We start from the raw sequence: 16,824 nt of genomic DNA, 5'->3' as shown, positions 1-16,824 counted from the left end.
TTCGACTTCCGGTAGTAGCGGACGCGTCCGGACGGAGACGGTTGGTGTGCTCCCGGAGGAGCAGCCGCGGACAGCGGCCGAACGGGAGGGGGAACCGCGGATGACCGACCAGCCGGGCGATCTCGGCGCGGTCTGGAACCGGGTCATCGCCGACCTCTCGGGCTCCTCCGCGGAGTCGGGCACTCCGTCCCTGTCCCCACAGCAGCGCGCGTTCCTGCGCCTGACCCGGCCGCTCGGGCTGCTCGACGGGACCGCGCTGCTGGCCGCGCCCAGCGAGTTCGCCAAGGACGCCATCGAGCGCATCCTGCGCCGCCCGATCAGTGACGCACTGGGCCGCCACCTCGGGGTCTCGGTCAACCTCGCCGTCGTCGTCGACGCCTCGGCCGCCTCGGGCGGGACCGAGGTGCCCGACCCGCCCGGCTTCGCCCTGCCCCGCGCGGCCACCGCGGGGGACAGCGCCCGGGACACCGGTACCGCTCGCCCGCCCGCAGCGGGCGCGGACGGCACGGGTGCCGTGGCGGTCGATGGCGCCGAGGACCTCGACACCGGCACCGACACCGGCACCGCCGGCCGGAGCGACCACACCCGTCGGACCGACCTCACCCGTCCCGACGGCTCCACCACGGCCGGCTCCACCGATGACTCCGCCGCCGACGACTCCTCCGACGAGTCCGCCGCCGGCGACTCCACTGCCCCGCACCGGGGGGCGGCCGACGACGAGCACGCGAGCGGCCACCGGGGCCGTTCCTACGCGGCCGACCCGGGGCCGTCGTCCACCGGAGGCTGGGCCCCGGCGGCCCCCACGGCGCCGGACTCGCCGTCCCGCGACGGCGGCGGCACCGCGTGGCCCGCCTACACCGCGCCGCAGGCCGGTGACCCGGTCGCACCGCGGTCGCAGACCCGGCTCAACGAGCGCTACACCTTCGACACCTTCGTCATCGGGGCGTCGAACCGGTTCAGCCACGCCGCCGCGGTCGCGGTCTCCGAAGCACCCGCGCGGGCGTACAACCCCCTGTTCATCTGGGGCGAGTCCGGGCTGGGCAAGACCCACCTGCTGCACGCGGTCGGGCACTACGCCCAGCGGCTGTTCCCCGGGATGCGGGTCCGGTACGTCAGTACCGAGGAGTTCACGAACGACTTCATCAACTCGCTGCGCGACGACCGGAAGGTCGCCTTCCAGCGCCGCTACCGCGACGTCGACGTGCTGCTGGTCGACGACATCCAGTTCCTGGAGGGGAAGGAGGGGACCCAGGAGGAGTTCTTCCACACCTTCAACACCCTCCACAACGCGAACAAGCAGATCGTGGTCTCCTCCGACCGGCCGCCGAAGCGCCTCGAGACCCTCGAGGACCGGATGCGGACCCGGTTCGAGTGGGGCCTGATCACCGACATCCAGCCACCCGAGCTGGAGACCCGGATCGCGATCCTGCGGAAGAAGGCCGCGCAGGACCGGCTCGCCGTCCCCGGCGAGGTACTGGAGTTCATCGCCGAGCGGATCGAGCGCAACATCCGCGAGCTGGAGGGCGCGCTGATCCGGGTGACGGCGTTCGCGTCGTTGAACCGGCAGGCGGTCGACACCCAGCTCGCCGAGATCGTGCTGCGGGACCTGATCCCCGACTCGGCGGCCTCCGAGATCACCGCGCCGACGATCATGGCGGTCACCGCCGAGTTCTTCGGGGTCACGCTCGACGACCTGTCGGGGCCCGGCAAGACGAAGGCACTCGCCCAGGCCCGCCAGATCGCGATGTACCTGTGCCGTGAGCTGACCGACCTGTCGCTGCCCCGCATCGGCCAGACGTTCGGCGGCCGCGACCACACCACCGTCATGCACGCCGACAAGAAGATCCGCAACGAGATCTCGCTCCGGCGCAAGACCTTCGAGCAGGTGCAGGAGCTGACCGCGCGGATCAAGCTGCGCGCCCGGCACTGACCTCTCCGCGCCGGCCCACCGCGGCCCGGCACCACGACCCGAGTTGTCCACGCCCGTCGCGGGGTTCTCCACAGCCTCGTCCGCTGCCTGCGGCCCGCGTCGGCCCGGTCACGGCTCGCACCGGTACCGATTCCGCCGCACCCACACGGACAACGGCGCTCAGATCCACGCTGCGCCACGTTCCGGACGCTCCCGAGGTGATCGGTACCCCGGCCCGGGACGCCGTGCGCCGGTCCGACCCGGCAGCCACGGCGTTCGACGCGATCCCGATCGGGTCCGGCGTGGCGTCGCCTGCGTGTCGCTTCCACGCTCCCCGTTCGTCGTCCGGTAGAGGGCGTTCGGCGAACCGCCACCCGTGCGAGTGGTCCTTCCCGGCCGGCCGTCCGTCACCGTCCGTCGATATCGGGGTGACGGATGAGGTGTATGTGGGTTCATCGCGGGACGAGCGGGCCCGGCTCACGGTGCGACACCCATCACCCTGGGTCCACGATCCACCACGTTTCCACCCACACCTGGGGACAACTCTGTGGATGGACCGCGCCGAGCCCGTGGACGGATGGGCCCGGATCCGTGGACAACTCTGTGGTGAACCCGGGATGAATCGGGGACGGACGGGGGGCGGCCGCGTCCGTCCACCGTCGCCGCGACCTGTCAACGGGTGCCCCCACGGACACGTCCCCAGTCGACGCGGCCTGCTGACCAGCCACGACGTCGTCCATCCACACCATGCACAGCACCTATGACTACGACTGGTCTTCCTTCTCTTTCAGTTCTTCTTGAGAAGAGAGTGTGTGGAGGGGACACGGACGGGGTGCACGATCGAGCACGCGGTGTCGCCGCCGGGCGGCGACGGCCGGCCGGGGTGGGCGTGGAAACTGTCGGGGCGAGGCTCTACCGTGAGCCTCCCGGCGATCCCGGGTTCCGATCCCGCAGCAGCGACCCGCCGCCGCCCACACCGGGCAGCGCGGCACGGCCGCCGTCGGGGAGGAGCCAGGGGCCCGCCGCAGCACCGCCGTCCCGTCACGGCCCGGCCGCACCCGGCCGGGCCGCGGCGCTACCGGGGAAGGTCCTTGATGAAGTTCCGGGTCGAACGCGACGTCCTCGCGGACGCGGCCGCCTGGGTGGCGCGCAGCCTTCCGGCGCGCCCGCCCGTGCCCGTGCTCGGCGGGGTGCTGATCCAGTCCGACGGGGAGGCCGGCGAGAAGCTCACCGTCTCCGGCTTCGACTACGAGACCTCGGCCCGCGTCGAGCTCGACGCGACCGTCGGTGAACCGGGGCGCATGCTGGTGTCCGGGCGGCTGCTCGCCGACATCACCCGCGCACTGCCGTCGAAGCCGGTCGACCTGGTGGTCGACGGCGCCCGCGCCACGATCAACTGCGGTAACAGCCGGTTCAGCCTCCCGACCATGCCGGTCGAGGACTACCCGCAGCTGCCCGAGATGCCGCAGAAGGCCGGTGCGGTAGCCGCCGACGCGCTCGCCGCCGCGGTCGCCCAGGTGGCCGTCGCCTCGGGCCGGGACGACACGCTGCCGATGCTGACCGGTATCCGGCTGGAGATCGAGGGCTCCCAGCTGACCCTTGCCGCGACCGACCGGTTCCGGCTCGCGGTCCGGGAGCTCGACTGGGTCCCGGAGGACACGTCGATCTCGACCGCGGTGCTCATCCCGGCGAAGACGCTCGCCGAGGTCGCCAAGACGCTGTCCGGTTCCGGCACCGTGGAGATCGCCCTCTCCGCCGGCGACGGCATGCTCGGCCTGACCGGCGGCGGCCGCCGCTCGACCAGCCGGCTGCTCGACGCGGAGTTCCCGCGCTTCCGCCAGCTGATCCCCTCCGAGCACACCACCGCCGCCGAGCTGGACGTCGCGATGCTCGTCGAGGCGATCAAGCGTGTGTCGCTCGTGGCCGACCGGGTCGCCCAGATCCGGATGGAGTTCGGCGAGGACGGCCTGCGGCTGGCGGCCGGTGGCGACGACGTCGGGTCCGCCGAGGAGGAGCTGCCCTGCGCGCTCGACGGCAACCCGCTGACGATCGCGTTCAACCCGGGCTACCTGCTCGACGCGCTCGGCGCGTTGCACACCGACCGCGCCCAGCTCACGTTCACCACCCCGAACCGGCCCGCGCTGGTCCGGCCGGTCCCCAAACCGGCCACCGACGACGCCGCGGAGGCACCGTCCCCGGAGCAGGCCGGATACCTGCACCTGCTGATGCCGGTGCGGCTGCCCGGCTGACGAGCACCACCGGAGACCTCGCCGGGCGAGTCCGGTGCCGGAGGGGAAGACTCGTCCCCGGCGTGATCGACGACGACCCGCCGGGCCGGCGTGACCTGCCGGCCCGGCGGCACGTGACACAAGGGGGCTTCGCCAGTGCAGATCGGCCTGATCGGACTGGGCCGCATGGGCGGCAACATGCGCGAGCGGCTGCGTGCCGCCGGGCACGAGGTGGTCGGGTACGACCCCCGGCCCGACATCAGCGACGTGACCTCGCTGGAGGGACTCGCCGCGGCGCTCGACGCGCCGCGCACGGTGTGGGTGATGGTCCCGTCCGGCGAGCCGACCCGGAACACGATCGCCACCCTGGCCACCACGCTCGCCTCCGGCGACCTCGTCATCGAGGGCGGCAACTCCCGCTACACCGACGACCAGCCCAACGCCGCCCTGCTCGCCGAGCACGGGATCGGTTACGTCGACTGCGGGGTCTCCGGCGGGGTCTGGGGCCGCGACAACGGCTACGGGCTCATGGCCGGTGGCGAGCCCGAGTACATCGAGCGGGCCATGCCGATCTTCGACGCGCTCCGCCCGGAGGGCATGCGCGAGGAGGGGTTCGCCCACGCCGGCCCGGTCGGGGCCGGCCACTTCGCGAAGATGGTCCACAACGGCATCGAGTACGGCCTCATGCAGGCCTACGCCGAGGGCTTCGAGCTCATGCAGGCCAGCGAGCTGATCACCGACGTCCCGGGCGTGGTCCAGGCCTGGTCGCGGGGCACGGTCGTCCGGTCCTGGCTGCTCGACCTGCTGGTCGACGCCCTCAAGGACGATCCCGAGCTCGCCTCGCTCGAGGGCTGGGTCGACGACTCGGGCGAGGGCCGCTGGACAATCGAGGAGGCCATCGCGCACGCGGTGCCGCTGCCGGTGATCTCGGCGGCGCTGTTCGCCCGGTTCTCGTCCCGGCAGGAGGAATCCCCGGCGATGAAGGCGGTCGCCGCGCTGCGGCAGCAGTTCGGCGGGCACGCGGTGAAGCGTTCCGGCCCGTCCGGGGTCCCGGGGGACAAGGCCGGGCCGTCGTCCGGCGGCGGGTCGACCCGATGACCGTGACTCCGACGAGGGCGACTCCGGAGCGGGCGGCTCGGGTGCGGGCGGTCCCGGCGACACGGCAGGGAGGCTGACCAGGCGGTGTTCCTCAGGCGGTTCTCGGTCACCGACTTCCGCTCCTGGCCGGAGGCCGAGCTGGAACTCGACCCCGGAGTCACGGTGCTGGTCGGGTCGAACGGTGTCGGCAAGACGAACCTGGTCGAGGGGATCGGCTACCTGGCCAGCCTCGGCTCGCACCGGGTCTCCTCCGACGTGCCGCTGATCCGGCGCGGTGCGGAGCAGGCGGTGCTGCGAGGCGAGGTGCACCATCACGGCCGCAAGCTCGGCGTCGAGTTGGAGATCAACGCCGGGAAGCAGAACCGGGCCCGGGTGAACCGGTCACCCGTGTCGCGCCCGCGCGACGTGCTGGGGATCCTGCGCAGCGTGCTGTTCGCGCCCGAGGACCTGGCGCTGGTGCGCGGCGACCCCGGTGAGCGGCGCCGGTTCCTCGACGACCTGCTGGTGGCCCGCTTCCCGCGCTACGCCGGGGTGCGGTCGGACTACGACAAGGTGCTCCGTCAGCGGTCGGCGCTGCTGAAGACGGCGAAGCCGGCGTTGCGCGGTGCGCGCGGCCGGTCCCGGCCGGAGCGTTCCGCCCCGCCACCGCAGGACGACCTGCCCGACGACCTCACGACGCTCGAGGTCTGGGACGGGCATCTCGCCCGCACGGGTGCCGCCCTGCTCGCCGGGCGGCGCGAGCTCGTCGTCGCGCTCGCGCCCTACGCGCAGGACGCGTTCGCCCGGATCGCCCCCACCTCGGACCCGATCGGGCTGGACTACCGCTCGAGCGTGGGGGCCGCGGGGGTGGCGGAGCTGCCGTCGTCGGCCGAGGAACTGGAGGCGCTGCTGCTGCACCGGCTCGCCGAGGTCCGGGCCCAGGAGATCGAACGCGGGGTCTGCCTGGTCGGCCCGCACCGCGACGAGCTGGAGCTCGCGCTCGGGGACGGCCCGGCCAAGGGCTACGCGAGCCACGGCGAGTCGTGGGCGTTCGCGCTGGCGCTGCGGCTGGCGTCCTACCGGTTGCTGCACGCCGACGACGTCGAGCCGGTCCTCGTTCTCGACGACGTGTTCGCCGAGCTGGACTCGGCCCGGCGGCGGGCGCTGGCCGAGCTGGTCTCCGGTGCCGAGCAGGTGCTGGTGACCGCCGCCGTCGGCGAGGACGTCCCACCCGAGCTGGACGGGGTGCGGTTCGCGGTCGGGGACCGGTCGGTCGTGCGCGAGGGCACCGCCCCGGTGGGGCCCGCCCGATGAGCGCGACGGCCGGGCCGGACGGGAGAATCGGCACGACAGCGCTGGTGGGAGCGGGTCTCGACCACATCACAGCACTCTGGGGACAAGCCTGTGGATACTGTGGATAACCCCGGTGGATCCGGGAACGGACGGCGTCGTGGAACCGGGAACCGCCGGACACGGGCTCACGGGGCCGGTCAGGGCGACGGCCGGCCTGGGGACGGAGCCGGTCCGGACGGCGGTCACGGCCCGGTCACGGGTGGCGGCGTCCCGGGGGAGCAGGGCGATCTGCTCGCCGGCGAGCGCGCCGGGCTGCGCGGCGCCGACCTCGCCCGGGACGCGCTGAAGGCGGCCCGCGAGGCGTCCGCGCGCAAGGCGGAGGAGCGGGCCGAGCAGGCCCGGCCGAAGCTGCGCGTGGTCTCCGGCAAGGGCAAGCGCCGCCGCTGGTCGGGCTCCGGACCGGACGACCGCGACCCCCAGCCGTTCGGCCGGGTGGTCTCCCGGGTCTCGATGGACCGGGGCTGGTCGTCGCGGCTGACCGACGCCACCGTGCTCGGCCGCTGGCCGCAGCTGGTCGGCTCCGACGTCGCCGACCACTGCACCCCGGTCTCGCTGCGCGACGGCGAGCTGACGCTGCAGGCCGAGTCCACGGCCTGGGCGACCCAGCTGCGCACCCTGCAGCGTCAGCTGCTGACCCGGCTGTCCGCCGCCGTCGGCCCGGACGTGGTGCGCCGGATCCGGGTGGTCGGCCCGAGCGGACCGAGCTGGCGGCACGGTCCGCGGCACGTCCGCGGCCGCGGGCCCCGCGACACCTACGGCTGACGGACGCGCCACGACGCCGCAGCGGGCGCCGGGGGCCCGGATCGGGTGGGGAGCTACGCGCGACGGCCCGGGAGGCTCTCGCCGCCGGTGAGCGCGAGATGACTGCGCCGCCGCACCGTTCGGCCCCGCTCCGCCACGTCCGATCCCGCCGCAGGCGCCGTTCGCCCGTCTGTGACGATTCTGGGCGGGTCCTGGCCGGGTTTCTGCCGACCTCTACGGGTAGAATCGACAGGGTGTTCCCGGGTGGCTCCCCTGACATGACCAGAGCGCCCGGTCGATGGAACCGGCCCCACGGTCGTCCGTGGCCCGAGACGCGGGCCGCCCGTGGCCGGTTCACGTGGCGAGGAGAACCAGCTACTCGTGGCTCAGGACAAGGCAGCGAAGAACGCCTACGGCGCGTCGTCCATCACGGTCCTCAAGGGCCTGGAAGCGGTCCGCAAGCGCCCCGGCATGTACATCGGCTCCACCGGTGAGCGGGGTCTGCACCACCTGATCTGGGAGGTGGTGGACAACTCCGTCGACGAGGCGATGGCCGGCCACGCCACCAAGGTCGTGGTGACCCTGCAGGCCGACGGCGGCGTCCGGGTGGAGGACGACGGCCGCGGCATCCCGGTCGAGATGCACCCGGTGGAGAAGAAGCCGACCCTCGAGGTCGTCCTCACCAGCCTGCACGCCGGCGGCAAGTTCGACGACAAGTCCTACGCGGTCTCCGGCGGCCTGCACGGTGTCGGCGTCTCCGTGGTCAACGCGCTGTCGACGGCGCTCGAGGTCGAGGTCCGGGTCGACGGCGTGATCTGGAAGCAGCGCTACGAGTACGCCAAGCCCGGCGAGCTGATCCAGGCGGGCACCACGAAGAAGTCCGACACCGGCACCACGATCACCTACTGGGCCGACCCGGCGATCTTCGAGTCGACCAGCTACACGCTGGAGACGATCCGGCGCCGGCTCCAGGAACAGACGTTCCTGAACAAGGGCCTGACCATGATCCTGCGCGACGAGCGCAAGCCGGAGACCCCCGCGACCGGCGTCCCCTCCTCGGACGGGGTCGAGTCCGACGGCACCGTGGTCGAGGCCGCGCCGACCGCGGACACCGACGAGGAGCCGGACGCCGAGGGCTACGTCGCGAAGCCCAAGGAGTACGTCTTCCACTACCCGAACGGGCTGGAGGACTTCGTCGCGCACCTGAACAAGTCCAAGGACCCGATCCACCGCAAGATCGTCGGCTACACCGGGGAGGGCCCCGGCCACCAGGTCGAGGTCGCGATGCAGTGGAACTCCGGCTACTCCGAGTCGGTCTACACCTTCGCCAACACGATCAACACGCACGAGGGCGGCACCCACGAGGAGGGCTTCCGGCACGCGCTGACCGCGACCGTCAACCGGTACGCCCGCGACAAGAAGCTGATCAAGGAGAAGGACCCGGCGCTGTCCGGCGACGACATCCGTGAGGGCCTCGCCGCGATCGTGTCGGTCAAGATCTCCGAACCGCAGTTCGAGGGCCAGACCAAGACGAAGCTGGGCAACACCGAGGTCAAGTCCTTCGTCCAGCGGGTGTCCAACGAGTGGCTCGCCGACTGGTTCGAGCGCAACCCCAACGAGGCCAAGACGATCGTCAACAAGGCGGTCTCGTCGGCCCAGGCCCGGCTGGCCGCGCGCCGAGCCCGCGAGCTGGTGCGGCGCAAGAGCGCCGGCGACATCGGCGGCCTGCCCGGCAAGCTCTCGGACTGCCGCTCCCGGGACCCGGAGAGCTGCGAGCTCTACATCGTGGAGGGCGACTCGGCCGGCGGCTCGGCGAAGGCCGGCCGCGACTCGATGCACCAGGCGATCCTGCCGATCCGCGGCAAGATCATCAACGTCGAGAAGGCCCGGATCGACCGCGTCCTCAAGAACACCGAGGTCCAGTCGATCATCACGGCGATGGGCACCGGCATCCACGACGACTTCGACCTCTCGAAGCTGCGCTACCACAAGCTGGTGCTGATGGCCGACGCCGACGTCGACGGCCAGCACATCCGCACGCTGCTGCTGACGCTGCTGTTCCGGTTCATGCGCCCGCTGATCGAGAACGGGCACGTGTTCCTGGCCCAGCCGCCGCTCTACAAGATCAAGTGGGGTGGCCGCGGGGCCGAGCCGGAGTACGCCTACTCCGACCGCGAGCGCGACGGCCTGATCGAGGCCGGCCGCGCGGCGGGCAAGAAGCTGCCCAAGGAGCAGGGGGTGCAGCGCTACAAGGGCCTGGGCGAGATGGACGCCAAGGAGCTGTGGGAGACCACGATGGATCCGTCGAACCGGCTGCTGTGGCAGGTCAGCCTGGACGACGCCGCCACGGCCGACGAGCTCTTCTCGGTGCTGATGGGTGAGGACGTCGAGTCCCGCCGGTCCTTCATCACCCGCAATGCCAAGGACGTGCGCTTCCTGGACGTCTGATCCGGTCGAGCTGTCTGTACGTCTGTCTTGTACGCACGTCTGAACATTCTTATTTCTGAACAGCACGAGGAGAGCACTCCGTGACGGACACGATCGACCCCGACGCCCCCGCTTCGGGCGGCGGCGAGGGCGGCGGCCGGGTCGAGCCGGTCGACATCCAGCAGGAGATGCAGCGCTCCTACATCGACTACGCGATGAGCGTGATCGTCGGGCGCGCCCTGCCGCTGGTGGAGGACGGCCTGAAGCCCGTCCACCGCCGGGTCCTGTACTCGATGGGGGAGAACGGCTTCCGGCCGGAGCGCTCCTTCGTCAAGTGCGCCCGCGTCGTCGGCGACGTGATGGGTAACTACCACCCGCACGGCGACTCGGCGATCTACGACGCCCTGGTGCGGCTGGCCCAGCCCTGGTCGATGCGGTACCCGCTGATCGACGGGCAGGGCAACTTCGGCTCGCGGGGCAACGACCCCGCTGCCGCGATGCGGTACTGCGTGGCCGGCGACACGCGGATCCGGCTGTCCGACGGCGCCTCGCCGCGGATCGACGCCATCGTTCCCGACGCGCGGCCGCACTCGGACAACCCGATCGACCTGAAGGTCGCCGACCGCAGCGGCGACCCGGTCCGGGCCGAGATGCTGTTCCACTCCGGTGCCCATCCGACGCTGCGGATGCGCACCGCCGAGGGGTACGAGCTCACCGGGACGCACAACCATCCGGTGCTCTGCCTGGTCGACGTGGCGGGGGTCCCCACCCTCCTGTGGAAGCTGCTCGAGGAGGTCCGGCCCGACGACCGGGTGGCCCTGCAGCGCGTCGCGCACACCGAGACCGGCTGCTGGGACACCACCGAGGCGATGGAGTCGTTCCTGCTCGGGGCGTTCGTCAGCGAGGGATTCGTCTCCGAGGGGCGTGCCGGGTTCAACAACGTCGACCGGGCGTTCTTCGAGCTGGTCCTCGACGCCTACGACCACGTCGTCGGCGGGCCGCGGTACAGCTACTCCCGCACGATCGCCTCGGGGTCGGTGCTGCACGAACTGGACGTCCAGGACCTGACCGCGCTGCGGGCGAGCGCCCTGGCGCAGGTGACCAGTCGTTCGGCCGCCAAGCACGTCCCGGAGTCGATCTGGTCCGGCACACCGGCGGCGAAGCGCTTCTTCCTGCAGGCGCTGTTCGCCGGGGACGGTTCCTGCTCCGCGCTGCCCCGCAGCACGGTGCAGCTCTCGTACTCGACCCGCAGCGTCCGACTCGCCCGTGAGGTCCAGCAGCTGCTGCTGGAGTTCGGGGTGGTCTCGCGCCGCTACCGGCACGCCACCGGCGAGCACAAGGTCGTCGTCACCAACAAGCGGGACGCGCGCCTGTTCCGGGACCGGATCGGCTTCCTGGGCGTGAAGCAGCAGAAGCTCGCCGGGATCCTCGGCGACGCCGACGCGAGCAGCCGCTCGATGAGCAGCGACCACGTGCCCGGCCTCGCGCAGTTCCTGCGGACGCACGGTGCCACGGCCGAGGCCGACCGAGCATGGCTGCGCCGGCACAACGTCGACCGGATCGAGCGCTGGGAACAGCGGGCCGAGGAGATCCTGGCACACGTCACGGACCCCGACGCACGCGCGATCGCCGAGGAGCTCGCCGGCGGGCGCTTCTACTACGCCCGGGTCGAATCGGTGACCGATGCCGGCGAGCAGGACGTCTTCAGCGTGCGGGTCGACACGCTCGACCACTCGTTCGTCACCGACGGCTTCGTCAGCCACAACACCGAGTGCCGGCTGACCCCGCTGGCCATGGCCATGCTGCGCGACATCGAGGAAGACACCGTCGACTTCCTCGACAACTACGACGGCAAGACCCAGGAGCCGGTCGTCCTGCCGTCGCGGGTGCCCAACCTGCTGATCAACGGCAGCTCCGGCATCGCGGTCGGGATGGCGACCAACATCCCGCCGCACAACCTGCGCGAGGTCGGTGACGGTGTCGCGTGGTGCCTGGACAACCCGGACGCGACCGACGACGAGCTCCTGGAAGCGCTCATGGAGCGCATCAAGGGCCCGGACTTCCCGACCCACGGCCTGATCGTCGGGCGCGACGGCATCGAGTCCGCCTACCGGACCGGGCGCGGCTCGATCCGGATGCGCGCCGTCGTGGAGGTCGAGGAGGACACCAAGGGCCGGACCACGCTGGTGGTCACCGAGCTGCCCTACATGGTGAACCCGGACAACCTGATCGAGGCGATCGCGACGATGGTGCGCGACGGCAAGATCGCCGGGATCTCCGAGATCGTCGACGAGTCCTCGGACCGGATCGGCATGCGGATCGTGATCACGCTGAAGCGGGACGCGGTCGCCAAGGTCGTGCTGAACAACCTGTACAAGCACACCCAGCTCCAGCACAGCTTCGGCGTGAACATGCTGTCGATCGTCGACGGCGTGCCGCGCACGCTGCGACTCGACCAGGTCGTGCGGCACTACGTGCGGCACCAGATCGAGGTCATCGTCCGGCGGACCCGCTACCGGCTGCGCAAGGCCGAGGAACGGGCCCACATCCTGCGTGGCCTGGTCAAGGCGCTCGACGCCCTCGACGAGGTCATCGCGCTGATCCGGCGGTCCGAGACGGTCGACGTCGCCCGGGCCGGCCTGATCGAGCTGCTCACCGTCGACGAGATCCAGGCCCAGGCGATCCTGGACATGCAGCTGCGCCGGCTCGCCGCGCTGGAGCGCCAGAAGATCATCGACGAGCTGGCCGAGATCGAGGAGTACATCGCCGACCTCGAGGACATCCTGGCCCGTCCCGAGCGGCAGCGGCAGATCGTCCGCGACGAGCTCGCCGAGATCGTCGAGACCCACGGCGACGACCGCCGCACCCGGATCATCGGCTACGACGGCGACGTCGCCGACGAGGACCTCATCGCGGTCGAGGACGTCGTCGTCACGATCACCCGGACCGGCTACGCGAAGCGGACGAAGACCGACCTGTACCGGGCGCAGAAGCGCGGCGGCAAGGGTGTGCAGGGCGCACAGCTGAAGCAGGACGACATCGTCAACCACTTCTTCGTGTGCTCCACGCACGACTGGATGCTGTTCTTCACCAACCGGGGCCGGGTCTACCGGCTCAAGGCCTACGAGCTGCCGGAGGCGAACCGGACGGCGCGCGGGCAGCACCTGGCGAACCTCCTGGCCCTGCAGCCGGAAGAGGAGATCGCCCAGGTCATGCAGATCAAGGACTACCAGGCGCGGCCGTACCTGGTCCTCGCGACGCGGAACGGGCTGGTGAAGAAGTCGAAGCTGACCGACTTCGACTCCAACCGGGCCGGCGGGCTGATCGGCATCAACCTGCGCGACGACGACGAGCTGGTCGGTGCGGTGCTCTGCTCGGCCGACGACGACCTGCTGCTCGTCTCGGCCGAGGGGCAGTCGATCCGGTTCACCGCCACCGACGACGCGCTGCGCCCGATGGGCCGGGCCACCTCCGGAGTGCTGGGGATGCGTTTCAACTCCGGTGACCAGCTGCTCGCACTCGGCGTGATCCGTCCGGACACCTACCTGCTCGTCGCCACCACCGGTGGCTACGGGAAGCGGACCCCGATCGAGGACTACCCGGTGCAGGGTCGCGGCGGGAAGGGAGTGTTGACGCTCCAGTACGACCGTCGTCGTGGCACGCTGGTCGGTGCACTCATCGTCGGGATCGACGACGAGCTGTACGCGATCACCTCCAGCGGCGGGGTCATCCGGACCTCGGCCCGTGAGGTGCGGAAGGCCGGCCGGCAGACGAAGGGAGTGCGCCTGATGAACCTGGGCGAGGGCTCCACGCTGCTGGCGGTCGCCCGCAACGCGGAGGAGACCGAGGAGGACCCGGGCCAGCAGGCGTAGGTGCTCGCGGGCGGCCGGGCGTTCCCGGCCGCCCGCGGTACCGCCCGTGGCGCGGGTCGTCCGCCGCAGGATGTTCAGCGACGACCAGCGAGGAGAGCTCCAGCTCGTGAGCACCGACGACCGCACCCCGTCGCGGGACGAGGGCCGCACCGTCGCCACCGACGCGGACGAGGCCCCCGGGGCGACGCCCACGCCGGCCGCGTCCGCCTCGGACGTCCCGCCGAGCCCCACCCCGCGGGCGGACCGGCCCGCACCGGAGGAGCCGACGGCGGAGGAGCCCGCGCCGGAGGACCCGGCCGGGTCCTCGCCGCCGCCGTGGCGACGGGTACCGGAGGCCGACGGCGGGCGCGAGGCGGAACACGTGACCGTGGCGGACTCGCTGCTGAGCGAGGCACCGACCGCGTTCCTCACCTCGCCCGGCGCCGGTGCCGCCGCAGGTGGCGCCACGGCGACCGCCGTGCAGGAGCCCGAGCACCGCGACAGCGGTGCCGAGACCCCGCGCCCCGCGGTCCGCAACCGCCCACCGCGGCAGGCGTTGCTGCAGCTCAAGCGGCTCGACCCGTGGTCGGTGCTGAAGATGGCACTGGCACTGGCGGTCGTGCTGTGGCTGGTGTGGATGGTCGCGGCCGGGGTGCTGTACGGCGTGCTCGGCGGCATGGGCGTCTGGGACCGGCTGAACGGCACCTACGCCGACCTGGTCACCGGCCAGCAGGACACGAGCGGGACGCTGATCAGTGCCGGCCGGGTCTTCGGCCTCGCGGCCGTCGTCGGCGCCATCAACAGCCTGCTGTTCGCCGTCGCCATGACGATCGTGGCGTTCGTCTACAACGTCACTGCGGACCTCGTCGGCGGCGTCGAGGTCACGCTCTCCGAGCGGGACTAGTTCCCGATGCGGCGCCGGTGGCAGCCCCGCACGGGGCCGGGCGACGGGGACCCCCTCGTAACCGGCTCGACCCCGTGCGGTACGGTTCTCCATGTCGCAAGGGCCTATAGCTCAGTTGGTTAGAGCGCATCGCTGATAACGATGAGGTCGCTGGTTCAAATCCAGCTAGGCCCACACTCTCCCCTCCGAAGTACCCCTGAGGAGACCGTCGATGAAGAAGCTGCTCGCCCTGGTCGTGGTGGCCGGTGCCGCGTACGTCGGCTGGTCCCGCCTCCGCGGTGTCGGCTCCGACGACCTCTGGCACGAGGCGACCACCCGCTGACCCGTCCACCCGGGTACCGTGAGCGGAACCCACCCGGGGACGTAGCTCAATTGGCAGAGCACCGCCTTTGCAAGGCGGGGGTTAGGGGTTCGATTCCCCTCGTCTCCACCAGCAGGAACACGCTTTCTCACCCTTCGCCTGATCGTCCTGGGGCACATGTCGCAGAGTCCATCCGGTCCGCGAAGTCATCGTGGCCGTCTTGTGACGCAACATCATCGGGCGGGACGAACTTCACGTCCGCTCCCGTGCGGGGACTCGAACAGCAGTACATCGGGCTTCCTGCCCTCCACCAGCGTCGAACTCGCCTTCAGGTCACGGCTGTCGAGGTATGGCTCGCTTCCAGCGGGTTGACGGGACGGCGTCCCGGCTCAGGTCACGGCATCTGCCCATGGCCCGTGACGCCGTCCTTGACCGTGCCGCAGCGGCACGGTGTCCGATCGGGACGTCCACGTTCGAGAGGAGACGTCCCGTGTCCGCCGAGACCCACCCGCCACCGCCGAGCCCCAGCCGTGGTCCGGCACTGCCTGCGTCGCCGACACCGATCTCCGAGCGCGCCCTCGCACCGGACCTCGCACGGGGGCTGATGCTGCTGCTCATCGCGCTCGCGCATGTGCCGTGGTTCCTGTGGACCTCTGAGATCGGTTCGACGCTGCTGCACCCGGCCGATGGCAGCCTGGTCGACCGGATCGCGCAGGCCGTGACGATCGTGGCCGTCGACGGGCGGGCCTGGACGCTGTTCGGGTTCCTGTTCGCCTACGGCATCGGGCAGCTCAGTGCCCGCCGGATCGCCGCCGGCAGCTCCGGTCGCGACGTCGGCCGGCTCCTGCGCAGGCGTCACTGGTGGCTGCTCGCGTTCGGGCTGGTGCACGCCGCGTTGCTGTGGCAGGGCGACATCCTCGTCACCTACGGGCTGCTCGGCCTGCTGCTCGTGCCACTGTTCCTGCACCGCACCGACCGCACGCTGATGGTCTGGATCGGTGTGCTGCTCGGCATCGCGGCCCTCGGCAACGTGCTCGTCGCGGCGCTCTCCCAGCTGGTGCCCGCGCCGGCCGGGGCGATGGGCATGCAGCAGCAGGCGATCGCCGAGCCGAGCTACCTCACCTCGATGGTGCTGCGCCTCGCGCTCTGGGCACCGAGCCCGTTCTCGTCGTTGTTCGGGTTGGTGATGCCCGCCGCGTTCCTGCTCGGGATCCTCGCCGCCCGGCACCGCGTGCTCGAGGAACCCGCCCGGCACCTGCCGCTGCTGCGGTGGACCGCCACGCTCGGCCTCGCGTTCGGCTGGGGTGCCGGCACGGTGCAGGCACTGATCCACCTCGGCGTGCTCGTCGTGCCGAACCCGTCGGCGTTCGTGTCGCTGCATCTCTACACCGGGATCTTCGCCGGTCTGGGCTACGCCGCACTGTTCGGGCTGCTCGCGCACCGGGTGACCGTGCGAGGTGGGACGCCGCCGCTGCCGGTCCGCGCGCTCGTCGCCCTGGGCCGCCGGTCACTGTCCGGATACCTGGCGCAGTCTCTGGTGTTCGGACCGGTGCTGGCCGCATGGGGGCTCGGCCTCGGCGCGTACCTGTCGAGCTGGTCGGCGGTGCTCATCGGGGTCGGGGTATGGAGCGCGACGGTCGTCGTGGCGTACCGGATGGACGTCGCCGGGATGCGCGGACCGGCGGAGGTGCTGCTGCGACGCCTGACTGTGAGGGTGGACCTGCCAGTCCGGAAGTGATGGGCTGGTGATCAGCAGCGGCGGGTGTGACTCATCGCCTGACTGGCCCTTTGGTGCCTGTGGCGGGACATGTCCGCTCGCTGCTGCTGGTGCCGGCCCGGCCGGAGTGGTGGCCTGATCAGGAGCCTGACCCCCGCAGTAGCCGCTACGGGGTGTCCCATCACAGTCCTGCCCGGATCTCCGAACCAGGCCGGCGATCAACAGCCGCGTCCTGCAAGGAGAACGCATGCCCATGCTGGCAGAGACCGTCGAACTCGTCATCGGGGTCGACACCCACACCGACACTCACACCGCC

Annotated in this window: 10 protein-coding genes and 2 tRNA genes; all 12 read left to right on the top strand. The window is 71.5% G+C overall.

Annotated features, from left to right (window positions below; translation table 11 throughout):
- Nucleotides 1–100 precede the first annotated feature (100 nt).
- The 12 genes from dnaA to BM093_RS25215 all read left to right on the top strand — a co-directional run bounded on the left by dnaA (nt 101) and on the right by BM093_RS25215 (nt 16,529).
- Complete coding sequence (gene dnaA, locus BM093_RS25265) at nt 101–1,930, top strand: chromosomal replication initiator protein DnaA (RefSeq protein WP_143105514.1); 1,830 nt, start codon at nt 101–103, stop codon at nt 1,928–1,930.
- A gap of 1,073 nt (nt 1,931–3,003) precedes the next feature.
- The gene (gene dnaN / locus BM093_RS25260; protein WP_093350693.1) at nt 3,004–4,158 is read left to right on the top strand and encodes a DNA polymerase III subunit beta; all 1,155 of its coding nucleotides are present in this window, start codon (nt 3,004–3,006) and stop codon (nt 4,156–4,158) included.
- A 135-nt stretch (nt 4,159–4,293) separates the two neighbouring features.
- Nucleotides 4,294–5,235 (top strand): phosphogluconate dehydrogenase (NAD(+)-dependent, decarboxylating), encoded by a 942-nt coding sequence (gnd, locus tag BM093_RS25255; protein WP_093350688.1) that lies wholly within the window; start codon nt 4,294–4,296, stop codon nt 5,233–5,235.
- Nucleotides 5,236–5,319: 84 nt separating this feature from the next.
- Nucleotides 5,320–6,528, top strand: a complete 1,209-nt coding sequence (gene recF, locus BM093_RS25250) for a DNA replication/repair protein RecF (RefSeq protein WP_093350685.1) — start codon at nt 5,320–5,322, stop codon at nt 6,526–6,528.
- A gap of 90 nt (nt 6,529–6,618) precedes the next feature.
- The gene (locus tag BM093_RS25245; RefSeq protein ID WP_342743039.1) at nt 6,619–7,329 is read left to right on the top strand and encodes a DciA family protein; all 711 of its coding nucleotides are present in this window, start codon (nt 6,619–6,621) and stop codon (nt 7,327–7,329) included.
- Between the two features lie 360 nt (nt 7,330–7,689).
- Nucleotides 7,690–9,756 (top strand): DNA topoisomerase (ATP-hydrolyzing) subunit B, encoded by a 2,067-nt coding sequence (gene gyrB / locus BM093_RS25240; RefSeq protein ID WP_093350677.1) that lies wholly within the window; start codon nt 7,690–7,692, stop codon nt 9,754–9,756.
- A gap of 80 nt (nt 9,757–9,836) precedes the next feature.
- On the top strand, nt 9,837–13,607 hold the full coding sequence (gyrA, locus tag BM093_RS25235; protein ID WP_218162922.1) for an intein-containing DNA gyrase subunit A: 3,771 nt from the start codon (nt 9,837–9,839) through the stop codon (nt 13,605–13,607).
- Nucleotides 13,608–13,713: 106 nt separating this feature from the next.
- Nucleotides 13,714–14,490 carry a DUF3566 domain-containing protein gene (locus BM093_RS35305; RefSeq protein WP_245773786.1) on the top strand — a complete coding sequence of 259 codons (777 nt, stop codon included), beginning with the start codon at nt 13,714–13,716 and terminating at the stop codon, nt 14,488–14,490.
- A gap of 100 nt (nt 14,491–14,590) precedes the next feature.
- A tRNA-Ile gene (locus tag BM093_RS25225) sits at nt 14,591–14,664 on the top strand.
- 37 nt (nt 14,665–14,701) lie between these two features.
- Entirely contained in the window at nt 14,702–14,812 is a 111-nt protein-coding gene (locus tag BM093_RS36775; protein ID WP_143105513.1) for a DLW-39 family protein, read from the top strand.
- Between the two features lie 35 nt (nt 14,813–14,847).
- Nucleotides 14,848–14,923 (top strand) — tRNA-Ala (locus BM093_RS25220).
- Between the two features lie 358 nt (nt 14,924–15,281).
- Complete coding sequence (locus BM093_RS25215; RefSeq protein ID WP_245773785.1) at nt 15,282–16,529, top strand: DUF418 domain-containing protein; 1,248 nt, start codon at nt 15,282–15,284, stop codon at nt 16,527–16,529.
- The last annotated feature ends 295 nt before the right edge of the window (nt 16,530–16,824 follow it).

The organism is Pseudonocardia ammonioxydans (assembly GCF_900115005.1).
Lineage (GTDB): Bacteria > Actinomycetota > Actinomycetes > Mycobacteriales > Pseudonocardiaceae > Pseudonocardia > Pseudonocardia ammonioxydans.
Note: the sequence above shows the minus strand (reverse complement) of the source record. Positions and strands in the feature narration are given on the sequence as shown.